Below are 17897 nucleotides of genomic sequence, written 5' to 3' on the forward strand. Positions count from 1 at the left end.
CGGCATAAGCGGGAAAACTCGGAATTATCTGTAGCGGCCTACGCTCGCCACATTTCCCTCGGTGCGGTCACAGTTTCCCCTTTTACGATCTGACAGGCTGGCGTGGATCGCCCAATGTTAATAACAGGTTTCATAGTTGTTAATCGCCACTCTGTCCCGCAAGGAGAAACACCATGCGTTACGCTGCTCCGGGAGAACAAGGTTCTCTCATTACTCTGCAATCGCGTTATGGCAACTTTATCAACGGCGAATTTGTTGCGCCGGTGAACGGTAACTACTTCGTCAACACTTCACCGATCAATGCTTCTACCATTGGCGAATTTCCCCGTTCGGACCGCGCCGATATCGATAACGCCGTGGCTGCCGCCCAGGCCGCTGCCGATGCGTGGGGCAAAACCTCGCCGCAGGCACGCTCGCTGGTGCTGCTGAAAATTGCCGATCGGCTGGAAGAGAATCTGGAATATATCGCGGTCAACGAAACCTGGGATAACGGTAAGCCGGTACGCGAAACGCTGGCGGCGGATCTGCCGCTGGCGGTCGATCACTTCCGCTATTTCGCTGGCTGCGTGCGTGCGCAGGAAGGCACCGCCGCTGAAATCGATGAGTTCACCGCCGCCTATCACTTCCACGAACCGCTGGGCGTGGTCGGGCAAATCATTCCGTGGAACTTCCCGCTGCTGATGGCGGCATGGAAACTGGCGCCGGCGCTTGGCGCAGGTAACTGCGTGGTGTTGAAACCGGCCGAGCAAACACCTCTGTCGATTACGCTGTTTATGGACGTGATCAAAGATCTGCTGCCGCCGGGTGTGATCAACGTGGTACACGGCTACGGTAAAGAGGCAGGCGAAGCGCTGGCATCCCATCCGGGCATCGCCAAAATCGCCTTCACCGGATCCACTGCCACCGGCGGCCATATTCTGGAGCTAGCGGCGAAAAGCCTGATCCCGTCCACCGTTGAACTGGGCGGCAAGTCGCCGAACATCTTCTTCGAAGACATCATGGATGCTGAAGAGAGTTTCATTGAGAAAGCGGCAGAAGGCGTGGTGCTGGGCTTCCTTAATCAGGGTGAAGTTTGTACCTGTCCGTCGCGCGCGCTGGTGCAGGAATCGATCTTTGAGCCGTTTATGGCGGCGGTGATGAAGCGCATCAAAACCATTAAACGTGGCGATCCGCTGGATACCGAAACCATGATTGGCGCGCAGGCGTCGCAGCAGCAGTTCGACAAAATTCTCTCTTATCTGGAAATTGCGCAGCAAGAGGGCGCGCAGGTGCTGCACGGCGGCGGCGTAGAGAAAGTGGGCGAAGAGTTTGCCAGCGGCTACTACATTCAGCCGACGCTGTTGAAAGGCGATAACAGCATGCGCGTGTTCCAGGAGGAGATATTTGGCCCGGTGGTTGGTGTGCTGACCTTCAAAGATGAAGCGGAAGCGCTGGCAATCGCCAATGATTCGATTTACGGACTGGGCGCGGGCGTCTGGACGCGCGACATCAATCGCGCCTATCGCATGGGCCGCGCCATCAAAGCCGGTCGCGTGTGGACTAACTGTTATCACCTCTATCCGGCGCACGCGGCGTTTGGCGGCTATAAGAAATCGGGTATTGGTCGCGAAACCCACAAAATGATGCTCGATCATTATCAGCAAACGAAAAACCTGCTGGTGAGCTACAGCACGCAACCGCTGGGTTTCTTCTGATTGAAAACGGCGGCGGGGCAATCTCGCTGCCTTTTCATCTCTTCGTCATCTTGCCGCTGCAGGATATTCACTTCGCCAGAATTTTCTGATCAAGGTGGCATCTTTAAGCCAGGTCTTGTGTGTTTAAAGGAGGCGATTGGGCAGAATAGCCCACCTATTTTCAAGGAGATTTCATGAACACGTTGTATAACTACCTGGAACAGCATGATGAGATGCTGGACGGTGTGGAGCAAAATATTATTACCGTTAACCTGCCTGGGCGTCAGGCGGTGTATGTGATTGGCCAGAACGATGCTGACCTGCTGCTGGAAGTAAAAGCGCGCGAAATCGCTACGGCACAACGCATGGAAACATTGCGTCAACTGGAGAGCCAATTCCGTTTTTAACCTTTCTGTTTTGCCTCATTCGATGATCAATTCGTCAGAAATATCGCAATAAAAAAGCCGCTATCACAAGATAACGGCTTTTTTGTGGTGCGATGCGCAGATTACTTCACGCAGGCGGCACAGTTATTGTGAATCTTCTGGAAGAAGTCGTTTCCTTTGTCATCCACCAAAATGAATGCCGGGAAGTTTTCCACTTCAATCTTCCAGATCGCTTCCATGCCGAGTTCGGCATACTCCACGCATTCCAGACTCTTAATACTCTGCTGTGCCAGCACCGCAGCCGGGCCGCCGATGCTGCCCAGGTAGAAGCCGCCGTGTTTTTGACACGCATCGGTAACCTGTTTGCTACGGTTGCCCTTCGCCAGCATCACCATGCTGCCGCCATTGGCCTGCAGCAGATCAACGTAGGAATCCATACGACCTGCAGTGGTTGGGCCAAGTGAACCGGAGGCATAACCTTCTGGCGTCTTCGCTGGACCCGCGTAATAGACCGGATGGTCCTTGATGTACTGCGGCAGGCCTTCGCCGTTATCGATGCGCTCTTTCAGCTTGGCGTGCGCAATGTCGCGCGCCACGATGATGGTGCCGTTAAGCGACAAGCGGGTTGAGACCGGATAAGCCGACAGCAGCGCCAGAATTTCGCTCATCGGCTGGTTAAGATCGACATGCACCACTTCGCCTTCACCCTGCTGACGCAGCGCTTCCGGAATATAGCGGCCTGGGTTGTCTTCCAACTTCTCAATCCAGATGCCTTCTCGGTTGATCTTGGCCTTGATATTTCGGTCTGCGGAACATGACACGCCCATACCCACCGGGCAGGATGCGCCGTGACGCGGCAGACGCACTACGCGGATATCATGCGCAAAATATTTACCGCCAAACTGCGCGCCGAGGCCCAGCTCCTGCGAGGCTTTCAGCAGTTCTTCTTCCAGCTGAATGTCGCGGAACGCCTGACCATGCTCGTTGCCTTCAGTCGGCAGCGAATCGTAATAGTGGGTTGAGGCCAGCTTGACGGTTTTCAGCGTGGCTTCGGCTGAAGTCCCGCCAATCACAAATGCGATATGGTACGGCGGACAGGCCGCGGTACCCAGCGACATCATTTTATCGATCAGGTAGTTCTTCAATTTGGCGGGCGTAATCAGCGCTTTGGTTTCCTGATACAGATAAGTTTTGTTGGCGGAACCGCCACCTTTAGCGATGCACAGGAATTTGTATTCGTCGCCATCAACGCTGTAGAGGTCGATCTGCGCCGGCAGGTTGGTGCCGGTATTCACCTCTTTATACATATCCAGCGCGGCATTCTGTGAATAGCGCAGGTTATCTTCAATAAAGGTGTTGTAAACGCCTTGCGACAGCGCGGCTTCATCGCCGCCACCGGTCCAGACACGCTGGCCTTTTTTGCCCATGATGATGGCGGTGCCAGTATCCTGACAGGTTGGCAGCACGCCTTTGGCGGCAATTTCGGAGTTGCGCAGGAACTGCAGGGCGACGTATTTGTCGTTCTTGCTGGCTTCATCGTCGGCAAGAATGGACGCGACCTGCGCCTGATGCGAGGCGCGCAGCATGAAGGAAGCATCGTGGAATGCCTGCTTCGCCAGCAGCGTCAGCGCTTTGGGATCGACTTTCAGGACTTCTTCGCCATCGAAGTTGGCCACCGAGACGTAATCGCGGCTCAGCAGATAGTATTCGGTATCATCTTTGGCGAGAGGAAAGGGATCCTGATAATAGAAGGGTTTGTTCGACATGTTGGCTCACTTAGCTTCGTGTGGCCCGCCAGCATGACGGGCGACAAATTAGGCAGTTTGTTATTCGATTTTCTCTCGCCAGCCCTCCGCAGGGGCTGACTGGCGAGTATCATAACATTTTCACGGTAATGCGCGGCTCCGTTTTTAACATCGAAGCAACATCATCAGAACATCATCACCATCCATGGATAGGCGACAACCATCAGAAGAACCAGGAACAGCGCGCCGAAGATGGTGCCCAGGCGCCAGTAATCTTTAGTTGGCAGATAGCCGCTACCGTAATAAATCGGGCTTGGGCCGGTGCCGTACGGGGTGATAATGCCCATCACACCCAGAGAAACACACATCATCAGGCAGAACACCGGCATGTTGATGCCCGGAATGGATGCGGCGATGGTCAGCATCGCGGGCAGCAGCGCGGTGGTGTGCGCGGTGGTACTGGCGAACAGGTAATGCAGCAGGTAGAAGGCGACCAGAAGGACGACGGCAGAAATCTGCGGGTCATAGCCTTGCAACAGCATTGCGCCTTCTTTACCCAGCCACGCGATGAAGCCAACGCGCGCTAAACCATCCGCCAGCGCGACCAGCGTGGCAAACCAGGCGAAGGTGTTCCAGGCGGCTTTATTGCTGGTGATGTCATTCCAGTTGAGTACGCCGGTCCACAGCATCAGCACGATGACTAACAGTGCGGCCATTGCGGGCTCAATCCAGGCGGTGGCGAAGATCCACATCATCAGCGCCGCAACCACGAAGCCCAGCAGCAGGATTTCGTTACGTTTCAGTTTACCGAGTTTAGCCAGCTCAGCGGTGGCCCAGCGCGGTACTTCATCGTTCACTTTCACTTCTGGCGGATAGAGCCAGTAAGCCAGCAGTGGCATAGTGAGAATCAGCAGCACGCCCAGCGGCAGGAAGGCGAGGAACCACATGCCCCATGAGATATCAAAGCCCACCACGCTTTTTACCAGCGCCAGCGCCAGCAGGTTTGGTGCCAGCGCAGAAAGGAACATTGAACTGGTGATACAAGCGGCGGTGATCGCCACCCACATCAGGTAGGAACCAATCTTACGTGCGCTAGGATCGTTCGGCTTTGAACCATAGAGCGGCGGCAGGTTAGCAATGATGGGATAGATGGTACCGCCGCTACGCGCGGTGTTGGATGGCGTAAACGGCGCCAGCAACAGGTCAGCGAAGGTAATGGCGTAACCCAGCGTCAGGCTACGACGGCCCAGATATTTCACCAGAATCAGCGCCAGGCGGCGACCGAACTGGGTTTTATCGTAGCCTGCGGCGAACATGAAGGCACCGAAGATCAGCCAGACCGTGGAGTTGCCGAAGCCACTCACCGCCCATTTGAACGACTGCGCCGCGGTTTTGAACTTGGGATCCGCCAGTTCTGCCGGGCTAAACAGCACCCACTGGCTGAACAGCGCAATCACCACCACGCCGGTTAACCCGATAACGGCACCCGGCAGCGGCTCGAAAATCAGTCCCACAATAACCCCGACAAAAATGGCGAAGAAGTGCCAGGCGTAAGGTTCCAATCCCGCAGGAGTCGGTACCAGCAGCAACAGCACAGCCACAATAATTGGCAGGCACAACATTATCAGGCGGTTCTTTTTTTTCCCTGGTGCCGCGGGAGGCGCGGTGAGGGATTCACTCTGGGTTGTTTGTGTGTTCATAGTTTTGTCTGCAAGTTATGGAGAATGCGGATATACGCCCCGAACCAAGCTGGTTTTTTTAGTTACAAAACCCTTTTAACAGATTAGTCGTGACATTTAAAACTGAGTCTTAATAAATCGCCATTTACAAAATTCGATGCGCGAATTATCTAATGGATGCGCTTATGATGCGATTAATTAAAATATCTATTTTGATCTAGATCAATAAAATTTATTGGTGATTTTTTTGCTTTAAACCTGTGCGCCTTAATTAACGAACCATTAGGTGAAAATTAACTGTGTGAGATGAATAAAACGGCACAAATCAAGCAAAAAACAGAGAAAGGAGACGATTTATCTTTATGATAAGACTAGATTTGTTTTAAATGTAAGGAAAAAGTTGATTTTTGTCAAGTCTTGGTTAAAACTTAGCGGAGCGCAGCTTTTAGCAATAAGCCTCAAATATTATTTTCATGCGTAAAACTTATATAACTAACGAATAAGGTTATGTAAGTAAATAAAATGCTATATTTACGCCATGAAATCGGACCACTCAAATAATTATAAAATTCTCCGAACCGCCAAAGAATTGAATACCAAGTTTCTTAATTCTGGAGTTGCTCATCATGAATACGCTCACCCCGATTCTTAATCCGCTTACGTTACCGAAAGGTGCGGTGCTTAAAAACCGACTGGTTATGGCACCGATGACCACATGTACCGGTTATTACGATGGCGGTGTTACCAGTGACCTTGTCGAATATTATCGCGTGCGCGCCGGCAGCATCGGTACTGTGATTGTCGAGTGCTGCTTTATTGATAACCGTGGCCCTGCGTTTCCAGGCGCGCTCGGTATCGACAGCGACAACAAAATCCCAGGCCTTGCGAAAATCGCCCACGCCATCAAGTCGCAAGGCTCCAAAGCGATTCTGCAGATTTATCACGGCGGCCGTATGGTTGAACCGGCGCTGATCGGCGGTAAAACCCCGGTCGCGCCGAGCGCCATCGCTGCACCGCGTGACGGTGCCACTCAACCTCAGGCGCTGACTGCAGAAGAAGTGGAGGTGATGATCACCAAGTTTGGTGATGCGGTGAACCGCGCGATCAAAGCCGGATTCGACGGCGTGGAGATTCACGGCGCCAACACCTATCTTATCCAGCAGTTCTACTCGCCAAACTCCAACCAGCGCGACGACAAATGGGGCGGCAGTCGCGATAATCGCGCGCGTTTCCCACTGGAAGTGCTGGAAATCACCCACAAAATGGCTGACCGCTTCGCTGCGGCAGACTTCATCATCGGCTATCGCTTCTCACCGGAAGAGCTGGAAGTGCCGGGCATCCGCTGGGACGATACGCTCTATCTGCTCGAGAAACTGGCAGAACGCGGTCTCGATTACGTGCACTTCTCGGTTGGTCAGCTGCTGCGTCCATCGATTGTTGATACTCAGGACCCAACGCCACTGATCACCAAATATCTGGCACAGCGCTCGCCTAACCTGGCGAAAGTGCCGGTAATCGGCGTCGGCGGCGTCGTCAATAAAGAAGATGCCGAGAATGCGCTGGAGCACGGTTTCGACTTGGTGGCGGTGGGCAAAGCCTGTATCGCCTATCCGGACTGGACCGATCGCGTCATCAAGAATCAGCACATGGAGCTGTATATCGACAGCACCAAGCGCGAAGAGTTGACTATCCCGGAACCGCTGTGGCGCTTCTCACTTGTGGATGCGATGATCCGCGACGTCAGCGATACCGGCCGTAAATACAAAGCGGGCGTTTATCAGGCGAAAGTCGAAGCCGAAGCGCTGAAGCTGAAAATCAACGTTACCCTCGACACCGACCGTATTACCGACATCTCGCTGGTGCCGGATCCGAGCCTCGACGTCGACTTCACCAGCACCTTCGAAAGTCTGCGTGAACGCATTCTGGTGGCGAACAGCCCGCACGTTGACGCCATCACTGGCGCCACCACGCAGAGTGAAGCGCTGAAAAAAGCGGTATCGCGTGCCATGACCACCTCAAGCAAAGAGTATGTGATTGAAGAGGGCGGTAACCCGAACGCACCGGTGAATTACGATGTGGTGGTAGTGGGCACCGGCGGTGCTGGTCTGGCGGCGGCGATTCAGGCGCATGACGATGGCGCACGCGTGGTGATCATCGAGAAGATGCCCACCATCGGCGGTAACACCATCAAAGCCTCGGTCGGGATGAACGCGGCGGAAACCCGTTATCAGAAGTTGAAAGGCATCGAAGACAGCAAAGAGCTGTTCTATGAAGAGACGCTGAAAGGCGGCAAATTCAAAAACAATCCGGTGCTGCTGCGCGAATTTGTTGAGCAGGCGCCCGAAGCGATTGAGTGGCTGGCCGCCAAAGACATCGAGCTGTGCGACATCACCATCACCGGCGGTATGAGCATCGATCGTACGCACCGTCCGGAAGATCGTTCGGCAGTCGGCGGCTTCCTGATCAGCGGGCTGGTAAAAAACGTTAATCTGCGCAATATCGAGGTGTTGCTGGAAACCTCAGTGGCCGAGATTTTAGTGGAAAACGGTGCGGTCACCGGCGTGAAAGTGGTGGATGAGTATAACGACAGCCGCATTATTAACGCCAAAAGCGTGATTGTGGCGACCGGCGGCTTCAGTGCCAACCGCGAAATGGTGGTGAAATATCGCCCTGAGCTGGACGGTTTCGTCACCACCAACCATAAAGGCGCCACCGGCAGCGGCATCGCCATGCTGCAACACATCGGTGCGGATACCGTGGATATGGGGGAAATCCAGATTCACCCAACGGTTGAGCAAACTACGTCGTACCTGATTTCCGAAGCAATGCGCGGCGGCGGGGCGATTCTGGTGAGCCAGGCAGGCAAGCGTTTCTACAATGAAATGGAAACCCGTGACAAAGTGTCCGCTGAGATCATCGCGCTGCCTGAGAAGAGTGCGTGGATTGTGTTTGACGAGCAGGTACGCGCCAACAACAAAGCGGCTGACGAATACATCGCCAAAGGCTTTGTCATCAGCGCGCCAACGCCACACGAGCTGGCGGTGAAACTCAACATGGATCAGGAAGCGCTGCAAACCACGCTCGGTCGTTACAACGAGTTCGTGGCGAAACAGGATGACGAGGACTTCGGTCGTAAAACCGCGCTGCGTCACCCGCTGAATAAAGGTCCGTACTTCGCCATTCGTATCGCACCGGGCGTGCATCACACCATGGGCGGCGTGACCATCAACACCGATACCGCGGTGCTGGATGCGCAGAAAGAGGTGATTCCAGGCGCATGGGCGGCCGGTGAAGTGGTCGGCGGCATCCACGGCGCCAACCGCATCGGCGGCAACGCGGTGGCCGATATCATTATCTTCGGTATCAAAGCCGGTCACAACGCGGCTAAACTGGCGTTAGGACACTAAGCTGTAAAGATGCCCGCCTTGTGCGGGCATCGTTTTCTTTAGAGGCATGCAATGACCGCTGGCGTCTTTTCTTACTCTGCCGTTCTGATGGGTTCGCCCATTCTGCTCAAATTGTTTGATGACAATCCCACGCTTGCCCGCCACGTATTTCAACTGATTAAACAGCAGGAAAACCTGTTCACCGTTAACCGCGCTGAATCCGAAGTGATGTCGATCAACCACGCCGCAGGCCGTCATCCGGTGATCGTCAGCGAGCCAGTTTTTGCGTTAATTAGCGTGGCACACGCTGTGAGTTTGCTGCCGGACAGCGCCTTCAATTTCACCATTGGGCCGATTGTGAAGCGCTGGAAAATCGGTTTTCAGGGACGTGCGGTGCCGCCTGCGCCAGAAATCGCATCCCTGCTGAAGCTGACCGATCCGCATCAGGTGGTGCTCAATCCCGCCGATCGCTCAGTGTTTTTGCAACAGCCAGGCATGGAGATCGATCTTGGCGCCATCGCCAAAGGCTACATCGCCGATCGCGTGCAGGCGTTTTTACGCCAGCAGGGCGTGCAGCAGGCGCTGATCAACCTGGGCGGCAATGTGCAAACGCTGGGTTCGCCGCCGCACGAGCCGCAGGGTTGGGGCATTGGCGTGAAAAAGCCGTTTGGTCGTGATGATGAGCTGTTAGGCGTGCTGCAGGTGCAGGGCAAATCGGTGGTGACGTCGGGGATTTATGAGCGCTACTTCGAACTGGACGGCCGCTGCTGGCATCATATTTTTGATCCGCAAACCGGCTATCCGCTTGATAACGAACTGCTGAGCGTGACGGTGATTTCCGATCGCTCGATTGATGGCGATATCTACACCACGCTGCTCTTTGGCATGGGCGTGGAGCAAGGGCTGGCTTATCTCGCTGACCAGCCCGACATCGACGCGGTGTTTGTCACGCGCGATCGGCAGATCATCTGCTCCTCGCCGCAGCACTTTCACTTCCAGCAGCTCGATGTCGACTGGCAGCTACGTTACTGACAATATTGCTGCAGCAGCGAATGGTATTCCGGCTGCAGGCGATAGCGGTACACCGGACGGCCGGTCGCGCCATAGTGAATGCTGGTGAACAGAATATTAATCTGCGCCAGCCAAATCAGGTATTTACGACACGACACGCGCGAGATGTTCACTTCAGCTGCCAGTTCGTCAGTCGAGAATTCATGCCCCGGATGCGCATCAATCCACTGACACAGCGTGCGCAGCGTTTGCGGCGTTAAGCCTTTTGGCAGGCGCTTATTGTCGTGCTGCGTCGCCGGGCTGCCGTGAATCAGCAGATCCACATCCGCTTGCTGATAATAATGCTGATTGTCCATCAGCGATTTCTTCTGCCGCCAGCCGGTCAGCGCCTCTTCAAAACGTGGGAACTGGAACGGTTTGATCAGGTAATCCACCACGCCGTAGTGCAGCGAGGTTTTGATATTCTCCGCATCGGCCGCCGACGAAATGATGATCACTTCCACCGCGCTCTGCGCCGTGCGCAGCTCCGGCAACAGATCGAGGCCATTCTCCTGCTGCATATAGATATCCAGCAGCACCAGATCGACCGCAGTATCGCTATTGAACAGGATCTCTTTCGCCTGCTTCAAGGTTGAGGCGGTGCCACAACAGTGAAAGCCCTGAATTTGGCCGATATACGCGCGATTAAGCTCGGCGACCATGGCGTCATCATCGACCACTAACACATTGATCATGCGGATTGGTTTCCTCCATCCCAGGGAAGTTGGACTAAAAATTGGGTAAACACGCCGGGTTCTGACTCCACACTCACGCTGCCACCGATATTTTCGGTTTGCTGCTGCAGCAGAAACAGCCCGACACCGCGGTTTTCACCTTTGGTGGAGAAGCCTTTTTCGAAAATGGTGCTGAGATGATCGGCTTCAATGCCCGGACCATCATCACTCACTTCACAGGTCAGCCAACCGTTTTGGTAGTGCAGCATCACGTGAATCTCACCTTCTACCTGCTCGCTCATTGCATCCAGTGCGTTCTCAATCAGATTGCCGATCACCGTAATCAGCGCCGCCATCTGCTGCTCATTGCCGCTGTCGGGCAGGAAGCTGGCATCGCTGATGGTCAGGCGATGGCCGCAATCCGACGCGCGGTTGATTTTGCTCAGCAAGAAACCAGCAATCACCGGCGACTTAATCTTATCGAGCAGGAAACCGATCTCCGTCTGGTAATTATTGGCGGTTTTGAGAATGTAGCTCTCCACCTGCGTGTAGTTTTTCATATGCAGCAGGCCGAGGATCACATGTAGCTTGTTCATAAACTCGTGCGAGCGCTCACGCAGCGCATCGACGTAGTTTACCATGCCCGTCAGACGCTGCATCAGTTGACTAATTTCCGTCTTGTCCCTGAAGGTGCAGACCGCGCCGATAATCCGTCCCTGCGTGCGCACCGGTACGGTGTTGCTTAGCAACACGCGGCCATTCACATTCAACTCTTCATCACGCCGCGCCCGCCCGCTGTGCAGCACATCCTGCAGATGATCGTTAATTACTGAGGCATCGTAGATGCGGTCGCCGCTGATGGTGCCCATCGAATCGTTCAGCAGCGAATGCGCTGCCTGATTCACCAGCGTCACCTGCGCCTGATCGTCCATTGCCACCACGCCTTCTTTCAGCGAGTTGAGAATCGCCTGGCGCTGTTCAAACAGGGTGGAAATTTCGTAGGGTTCAAGGCCAAACAAGATGCGTTTCAGCACGCGCACCAGCACCAGGGTGCCGATGGCGCCCGCAAAGGTGCCAATCAGGATAGTCCACAAGATGCTCCAGCGGCTTTGGTTAATCTGATCGGTAACGGCGCTGAGTGAAATGCCCACTACCACGACACCAATCTGCTTATGCTGCGCATTATATACCGGCGTATAGACGCGCATTGCCCGGCCCAGAACACCTTGATTGACGGAGACGTTTTCATGACCGCGTATCGCGGGCTCAATATCAGTGCCAATAAAGTGCTGGCCGATGAGTTCAGGATTCAGGTGCGAATAGCGGATGGTATCCATATTGGTCACCACCACAAACAGCAGGTTATTGCTCTCCTGCACGGCTTTAGCAATGGGTTGGATGCTGGTGGCATTTGGCGGCAATATCAGCGCGTGCTGAATCTCAGGAAATTTGGCCAGCGTGCGCGCCACCGCCATGGCTTTATCTTCCAGCTGCGCGCGGGTCGCTGCGCCAATCTGGAAGAAATAGAACATATGCACGCTGAGCAGCACCAGCACAATCACTGCGCTGAGCATCAGGGTGACCAGCGTATTAAGCTTCATCGGCTGCTTGCGCGCCGCGGTTCCTTGCTGTGAAGAAGACATGATCGCTCTCGGAGGAGAAGAGGGCACATATTATGACGGATAAACAGAAGAAGGTCGCGCACCATGTAAGGCCGCCATTCGTGGCGGCCTCGACATTGGCGGTACTGAATTAACTCGATTTAACGCGATTCGCAAAGCTCTTACGCAGCTTTTGCAGTTTCGGTGGGATTACCGCCATGCAGTAGCCGTTGCGCTGACCCGCGCCTTGCCAATAATCCTGATGATAACCTTCTGCCGCATACCACTCTTTCAGCGGCTCGATGGTGGTCACTACCGGATCGCTCAGATTCTCCTGCGCGCGCGCAATCGCGGCAATCGCTTCGGCTTCCTGCTCAGCATTCGCCGGGAAAATCGCAGAGCGATATTGGGTGCCAACATCGTTGCCCTGGCGGTTCAGCGTAGTGGGATCGTGGGTGGCAAAGCTGATATCCAGCAGATCGCCGTACTTCACCTGCTCTGGATCGAAACCAATGCGAATCGCTTCTGCGTGGCCGGTCGCACCGCTGCACACCTGCTCGTAGGTTGGATTCGGGCGTGCGCCGCCGGTATATCCACTCTCGACTGACTCCACGCCAATCACATCTTTAAACACTGCTTCAGTACACCAGAAACAGCCACCTGCGATCACCGCATATTCGGTTGCCATTATATCTACTCCTGTCAGGGCGAAAGAATCAAAGTGGGGGCAAGCCCATATCAATTCAAGCAGTTAAATTAACATTTCAGGCTTAAAGTCGCCGCGCTTGTCGAGCCGCAAATTGCTCATCACGCTGAAGCGTCCTTCGCCGGTGTAGTGCAGCGTCGGCGGAAACTCCGGCGTTTCGGCTACATGCGCTTTAACGATCTCAAAGATAAAGAAGTTGTAGTTATCTACCATGGAATCGTCATACAGCTGGCACTCAAAGCTGGCAAAGCACTCGCCGATTAACGGCGCATTGACCACGCTTGCCGGTTCGGGCGTCAGATTGAAGGCATCAAATTTATCGAGACGATCGCCGTGGCTGTTACCGATCGCCACCACGCTGTCCACCAGATTGGCCGACGGCACGTTAATCACGCACTGGCCGCTCTGGCGAATCAGTTCATGGCTGAAATTGCCGCCGGCAATCATGCAGCCAACCAGCGACGGCGAGAACTCCAGAATGGTGTGCCAGCCGAGCGTCATGATGTCGCGATGATCCTCAAACTGGGAACTCAGCAGCACCACCGGACCCGGCTCCAGATATTTCCGCGCTTTGCTCACCGGAAAGTCGATTTTATGCATCGGGATTCTCCTGTTGTAGGTACAGACACATTAAGTGTAGATGCCAGCCTTTACCGAGCTGAAAAATCGCGGCATGTTATCGGCTACCTCTTACCAACAGGCCAATAATATGAACAACATCCTGTGTCAGACCCTTAACCTTCGCTATCCGATCATTCAGGCGCCGATGGCGGGCGTCTCGACGCCGGAGCTGGCGGCGGCGGTGAGCAACAGCGGCGCGCTGGGATCGATTAGCGTGGGCGCTTCAACGCCGCAGCAGGCGGATATGATGATCCGCAAAACGCTCGCCCTGACAGCCGCGCCCATCAACGTCAACGTCTTCTGCCACGCGCCGGTGCAGCGCAATCTTCAGTTAGAACAGGCGTGGATCGCACGTTTCAAGCCGGTGTTTGCTCGCTATGAAGCGACACCGCCCGATGCGCTGTCAGAAATTTATCAAACGTTTGTGGATAACCACGCGATGCTGGATGTGCTGCTGGACACCGCGCCTGCCGCAGTGAGTTTCCATTTTGGCTTGCCGTCCGCCGCGGTTGTGCAGCGCTTGAAACGTCGCGGCATTATCACACTGGCGAGCGCCACCAGCGTTGCTGAAGCAGACGCCATCGAAGCCGCCGACATCGATTTTATTGTGGCGCAGGGTATTGAGGCGGGCGGGCATCGCGGGATATTCCACCCAGAAAATGACGATCAGCAGCTCAGCACCTTTACGCTGGTGCAGGCGATTCGCCGGGCGTCGCGGCTGCCGGTGATTGCCGCCGGCGGCGTGATGGATGGCGCGGGCATGGCTGCCATGCTCAAGCTGGGCGCGGCGGGTGTACAGCTGGGTACCGCGTTTATTCTGTGCCCGGAATCCGCCGCCAATGCGGCATACCGTCAGGCGCTGAAAAGCGCGCAGGCCAACAGCACCGAAATGATTGCCGCCATTTCTGGCCGATCGGCAAGATGTCTCACCAACGATTTTTGCCAGCTGGCGCGCGAGTTCGCGCAGGATGCCATTCCCCCTTATCCACTCACCTACGCGCTGGGCAAAGCGCTCGCTGCTGCCGCCGCCGCTAAAGGCGCGTACGGCTTTGGCGCGCAGTGGGCCGGGCAGGGCGCCGCGCTGGCGCGGGAAATGCCGGCGGCAGAATTAATTAACACGCTGGTGGCGGAGTGGCAGGCGGCGTAACGCAGCTTTTCTGCTGCGACCATCTCTATGGTTGAGGAGGCGATGATGACAAACCCAGCCGGGATAAATCCCGGAGAACAGGTCGTTTTATACGACGGCGTATGCAAACTGTGCAACGCGTGGGTGATGTTTCTCCTGCGTCACCGCATTCCACGCCATGTACGTTTTGCGGCGGTTCAGAGTGAGCAGGGGAAAGCGCTATTACGTTTTGTCGGTCTGCCAGATGAAGATATTCGCACCATCGTTTTGATTGATGGGCAAAATCATTGGCTCCGTGCGCAGGCAATTTTCCGCATCATGCACTATATGCCGTGGCCGTGGCGCGTTTTGTCTGTCGTGAGGTTTATGCCTGACGTTATCAGCAATTATTGTTACGACCGCATTGCGCTAAATCGCTATCGGCTTTTTGGTCGCTACAACGAGCATTACCCCATTAAATCCGATTATCACGGACGATTTTTAGACCAGTAAAAATCGTCCGTTAATCCTCGAAACGGAACGCTTGCTGCGAAATGGTTTTAGCCATCATCGATTTAATCCATTCCGTAGGTTCCCGTTTACCGCTGCGTTTGTGTGAATAGATTTTCACGGTGAACCTTGGCGCGGGAAACGGCAGCCTGAATGAGGTCACATCGGCGGCCTGTTTAATTTTACTGGCAACGAAAGACGGGATCGCCATCAGCAATTCACTTTCCGCGATAATAAAGGGCGCACTCAGCATCGATGGCGTTCTGATGGCGATGCGGCGTTTAAGGCCAATGCGCGCAAGATGGGAATCCAGTAATCCCTGCTTTTCATTCCACGGCGTAACCACCAGATGCCCGGCGGCAAGATAGTCGTCAAGATTCAGACTGCTGCGTCGCGCATTGGCAATCACCATAAATTCATCACTGAATAAATCGGTCTCGTCGAGATCGGGATGATGCATGCTATCCGGCTCGCTAAAACTCAGCGCCATATCGATTTCACCCGCCAGTAATTCAATCAGCGCCGGATTATGCGGCAAATGGCAGAGTTCAAAACTCAGATTGGGTGCCGTATCAGTCAGCGCATGCATCAGCCGCGGAAAGACACAAAAAGCGGTGTAATCCGTTACCGCAATTCTAAAACAGTCATCACTGGTCAGCGGATCGAAAGGCTGCAGCGGACTGAGATGCCGATTTAATCCGGTTAACGTTTCGGCAATATAGGGTGCCAGCTGGCAGGCATAAACGCTGGGACACATTTTGTGGCCTTCGCGGTAGAACAGCGGATCTTTAAAAAACTCACGTAATCGGGACAGCGCGTGGCTTAACGCGGAAGTACTCAAACTGAGTTCAATTGCCGCCAGCCTGACCGAACGATGTCTGAAAACTGCGTCGAAAACGGGGAGGAGATTCAAGTCCAGTCGACGCAGCACATGATGCATGAAATTCACCTATCATTGATTTTATTGCACTTATTTCATCGAACAATACCCATTATGCTGGGCAGCATCAATCTGATTAAATAAGAAATAATGCATGAAGATGACTATTCGGCCAGCCAATCCTGATGACGCGGACGCCATTTACGACATGATTGCTGAGTTGTCGGTTTATGAACATGGATTACAGTCGTCATCAACTACCGTGGAAGAGATCAGATCGACGCTATTCAATCCCGAAAGCCATAGCGAAGCGTTGATGTGCGAGATTGATGGCATAACCGCCGGGTACGCAGTGATTACCCGCAGCTACTCGGCGTGGCTGGGGCGGCGCGGACTCTATATGGAAGACTTGTACTTCTCGCCCAATTTTCGCGGCCTCGGTGCAGGCAAAGCGCTGCTGCAGTATGTCGCGCAGCACGCGGTCAATCATCAGTGCAACCGCATTGAGTGGAGTGCGTTAGATTGGGATCAGTCGGCCAGAGAGTTCTATCTCAGTATTGATGCGCTGCCGTTAAATGAGTGGGTGCGTTATCGGCTCGACGGGGCGGCATTAGAGAAATTTGCTGCCGCCACGCCGCAATAGTTCTCTGCCACAAAAGGCCCGCCAAAATGGCCTAATGCTCATGTCAGCCAGGCCAACGACGAGTGTGCAGGCCGGTGGCACTTTTGGGCCGGCTGTCCTCGCGCCGCTAACGCGGTTCCTTCACTTCGCTCGTCAGCCTAACGGACCGGCGAAGACGGGACTTCCCTGTCCCGGCTTCGCCTTTCGCCCGCGTCCTGCGGGCTCTCCTGGCTTCCTCGCTTCGTTCAGCGCTGCGAATTGCCGGCCCAAAATTGCCCCCGGCCCGCTTCGACGCTTCAGTGCGTGACGCAGCAGATGTGTCAGAGCCCGCACGATTAACGCAGCCCTTAAGCCAAACTCTTTCATAACTGACAAGTATTAGGCCAAACCGGCCGATTAATGTTATTCCCGTTAAAGCGATTGCAGGAACGTCAGCAGATCGGCGTTGAGCTGATCGGTATGCGTCACCGCAAAGCCGTGCGGTGCGTTGTCATACACTTTCAGCTGCGCGCCGGCGATCATTTCGGCGGCGACTTTCCCGGTGGTTTCGAACGGCACGACCTGGTCGTTGCTGCCGTGAATCACCAGCGTCGGCACGTCGATTTTTGCCATATCAGGACGGAAGTCGGTTTCCGAGAACGCGGTAACACAATCAATCGTCCCTTTCAGTGACGCCAGCAGCGCAATATTCAACGTCTGCGTCAGCGCGCCTTCTGAAACCGTTTGACCGGCGTTGGTGCCGTAGAACGGTGTGGCAAAATCACTGATGAACTGCGCGCGATCTTTACGTAAGCCCTGACGAATGCCTTCAAACACCGACAAATCGACGCCTGCTGGATAATCATCGGCCTTGCCGAAGATCGGTGTCACCGCGCCCAACAGCACTAAGCTATCCACGCGCGCTGTGCCGTAATTGTTGATGTAGCGCGCCACATCGCCGCCACCCATTGAGAAGCCCACCAGCGTCACGTTTTGCAGATCCAGATGGCTAATCAGGTCGTTAATATCCGATGCAAAAGTATCGTAGTTGTAGCCTTCCCACGGTTGATCGGAACGGCCAAAGCCGCGGCGATCAAAAGCGATAACGCGGTAGCCTTTCTCCGCCAGGAAATTCAACTGGCTGTCCCACATATCCCCGTCGAGCGGCCAGCCGTGACTGAATAGCACCGGCTTGCCGGTACCCCAATCTTTGAAATAGATCTGCGTACCATCCTGCGTCTTAAATGTGCTCATGTTTCGGCCTTATTAATGTCGATGAA

General features: G+C 54.6%; 15 protein-coding genes. 7 read left to right on the forward strand and 8 right to left on the reverse strand.

Features of this window, described 5'->3' with window-relative positions:
* Positions 1–173 precede the first annotated feature (173 nt).
* A complete protein-coding gene (locus tag DEU53_RS02865; RefSeq protein WP_110865966.1) occupies positions 174–1694 on the forward strand; it encodes an aldehyde dehydrogenase family protein in 1521 nt (506 codons plus the stop codon).
* A 173-nt stretch (positions 1695–1867) separates the two neighbouring features.
* Entirely contained in the window at positions 1868–2080 is a 213-nt protein-coding gene (locus tag DEU53_RS02870) for a hypothetical protein (RefSeq protein ID WP_110865967.1), read from the forward strand.
* 101 nt (positions 2081–2181) lie between these two features.
* On the opposite strand, the gene fumA is transcribed toward DEU53_RS02870, so the two are convergent.
* The gene (gene fumA / locus DEU53_RS02875) at positions 2182–3825 is read right to left on the reverse strand and encodes a class I fumarate hydratase FumA (protein WP_110865968.1); all 1644 of its coding nucleotides are present in this window, start codon (positions 3823–3825) and stop codon (positions 2182–2184) included.
* A gap of 164 nt (positions 3826–3989) precedes the next feature.
* Positions 3990–5504, reverse strand: a complete 1515-nt coding sequence (locus tag DEU53_RS02880) for an anion permease (RefSeq protein ID WP_101760771.1) — start codon at positions 5502–5504, stop codon at positions 3990–3992.
* A gap of 605 nt (positions 5505–6109) precedes the next feature.
* Between DEU53_RS02880 and DEU53_RS02885 the strand changes: the two genes are divergently transcribed.
* Positions 6110–8890: a flavocytochrome c gene (locus tag DEU53_RS02885; RefSeq protein ID WP_101760770.1), complete on the forward strand. Its 2781-nt coding sequence runs from the start codon at positions 6110–6112 to the stop codon at positions 8888–8890.
* A gap of 51 nt (positions 8891–8941) precedes the next feature.
* On the forward strand, positions 8942–9901 hold the full coding sequence (locus tag DEU53_RS02890) for an FAD:protein FMN transferase (RefSeq protein WP_110865969.1): 960 nt from the start codon (positions 8942–8944) through the stop codon (positions 9899–9901).
* On the opposite strand, the gene dcuR is transcribed toward DEU53_RS02890, so the two are convergent.
* The 4 genes from dcuR to DEU53_RS02910 all read right to left on the reverse strand — a co-directional run bounded on the left by dcuR (position 9895) and on the right by DEU53_RS02910 (position 13500).
* Positions 9895–10614 carry a two-component system response regulator DcuR gene (dcuR, locus tag DEU53_RS02895; protein ID WP_008102769.1) on the reverse strand — a complete coding sequence of 240 codons (720 nt, stop codon included), beginning with the start codon at positions 10612–10614 and terminating at the stop codon, positions 9895–9897. The two genes, DEU53_RS02890 and dcuR, sit on opposite strands and share 7 nt — an antisense overlap.
* Positions 10611–12236, reverse strand: a complete 1626-nt coding sequence (locus tag DEU53_RS02900) for a sensor histidine kinase (RefSeq protein ID WP_110865970.1) — start codon at positions 12234–12236, stop codon at positions 10611–10613. Before DEU53_RS02900 ends, dcuR begins: the two co-directional genes overlap by 4 nt.
* 109 nt (positions 12237–12345) lie before the next feature.
* A complete protein-coding gene (gene msrA / locus DEU53_RS02905) occupies positions 12346–12882 on the reverse strand; it encodes a peptide-methionine (S)-S-oxide reductase MsrA (protein WP_101760767.1) in 537 nt (178 codons plus the stop codon).
* 63 nt (positions 12883–12945) lie between these two features.
* On the reverse strand, positions 12946–13500 hold the full coding sequence (locus DEU53_RS02910; RefSeq protein ID WP_110865971.1) for a flavin reductase family protein: 555 nt from the start codon (positions 13498–13500) through the stop codon (positions 12946–12948).
* Between the two features lie 109 nt (positions 13501–13609).
* Between DEU53_RS02910 and DEU53_RS02915 the strand changes: the two genes are divergently transcribed.
* Both DEU53_RS02915 and DEU53_RS02920 read left to right on the forward strand, forming a co-directional pair.
* Positions 13610–14668, forward strand: coding sequence for a nitronate monooxygenase family protein (locus tag DEU53_RS02915; RefSeq protein ID WP_110866436.1), 1059 nt, complete (start codon positions 13610–13612; stop codon positions 14666–14668).
* Positions 14669–14713: 45 nt separating this feature from the next.
* Entirely contained in the window at positions 14714–15139 is a 426-nt protein-coding gene (locus DEU53_RS02920) for a thiol-disulfide oxidoreductase DCC family protein (RefSeq protein ID WP_110865972.1), read from the forward strand.
* Positions 15140–15149: 10 nt separating this feature from the next.
* On the opposite strand, the gene DEU53_RS02925 is transcribed toward DEU53_RS02920, so the two are convergent.
* The gene (locus DEU53_RS02925; RefSeq protein ID WP_110865973.1) at positions 15150–16076 is read right to left on the reverse strand and encodes a LysR family transcriptional regulator; all 927 of its coding nucleotides are present in this window, start codon (positions 16074–16076) and stop codon (positions 15150–15152) included.
* A gap of 94 nt (positions 16077–16170) precedes the next feature.
* Between DEU53_RS02925 and DEU53_RS02930 the strand changes: the two genes are divergently transcribed.
* Positions 16171–16659, forward strand: coding sequence for a GNAT family N-acetyltransferase (locus DEU53_RS02930; RefSeq protein ID WP_110865974.1), 489 nt, complete (start codon positions 16171–16173; stop codon positions 16657–16659).
* Positions 16660–17049: 390 nt separating this feature from the next.
* Here the strand turns inward: DEU53_RS02930 and DEU53_RS02935 are convergent, their stop codons facing one another.
* A complete protein-coding gene (locus tag DEU53_RS02935; protein WP_101760762.1) occupies positions 17050–17871 on the reverse strand; it encodes an alpha/beta fold hydrolase in 822 nt (273 codons plus the stop codon).
* Positions 17872–17897 lie beyond the last annotated feature (26 nt).

The sequence above is a fragment of the Pantoea sp. AG1095 genome, from assembly GCF_003208415.1.
Classification (GTDB): Bacteria; Pseudomonadota; Gammaproteobacteria; order Enterobacterales; family Enterobacteriaceae; genus Pantoea; species Pantoea leporis.